Source organism: Pseudodesulfovibrio karagichevae, assembly GCF_041414475.1.
Classification (GTDB): Bacteria; Desulfobacterota; Desulfovibrionia; order Desulfovibrionales; family Desulfovibrionaceae; genus Pseudodesulfovibrio; species Pseudodesulfovibrio karagichevae.
Genome location: NZ_JBGLYH010000135.1, coordinates 1 through 600 on the forward strand (window position 1 = coordinate 1; position 600 = coordinate 600).

1 protein-coding gene is annotated in these 600 nt (G+C 67.2%); it reads right to left on the reverse strand.

Annotation, left to right across the window (positions count from 1 at the left end):
- Window positions 1–600 (reverse strand): class II glutamine amidotransferase (locus tag AB6M95_RS19740; RefSeq protein ID WP_442604691.1); only part of this gene is annotated, 600 nt, incomplete at both ends.

Sequence of the window (600 nt, forward strand, 5' to 3'; positions counted from 1 at the left end):
GGACCACGGACACCCCGCCCTGCCGGTGCACGGCCACGGGATAGGACGAGCGCGCCCGGGCGGCCATGCCGTAGGCCTCGCTCGCCACCAGCCAGCCGTCATTGGTCCGGCCGATGTAGAAGGACTGCCCCGAGCCCTTCTGGGCCAGGAACTGCGAGTCGAAATCGTTCAGGTTCTGCATGACCACGGCCAGCGAGCCCTCGCAGCGCCTGAGCACGTTGCGGAACCGCTCCTCGGCGTCGCCCACGTCCTCCACGCCCAGGTGGAAGAGCACGGGCAGGATCTTGGCGTCGGTGGAGATGGCCGGCGGGATGTGCGCGCCCTTGGCCAGGACCGTCTCCTCGACCAGGGTGCGGTAGTTGTCCACGTCGCCGTTGAGCACGAACATGGTCTTTTCCAACCCCGTGGACATGTCGCCTTCGACCAGCCCGTCCACCGGGTGGCAGTTGGGCACGGAGATGATCCCGTTACTGGCCCAGCGGGTGTGGGCGATGATGTTGAGCGTCTGCAGGCCTGCGGACATGGCCCACAAAAGGTCGTCATGCTTGATGAATTCCCTGAGCGCCGCGCCGTTGTCCCCGAGCTGGCCGACCAGCTGGG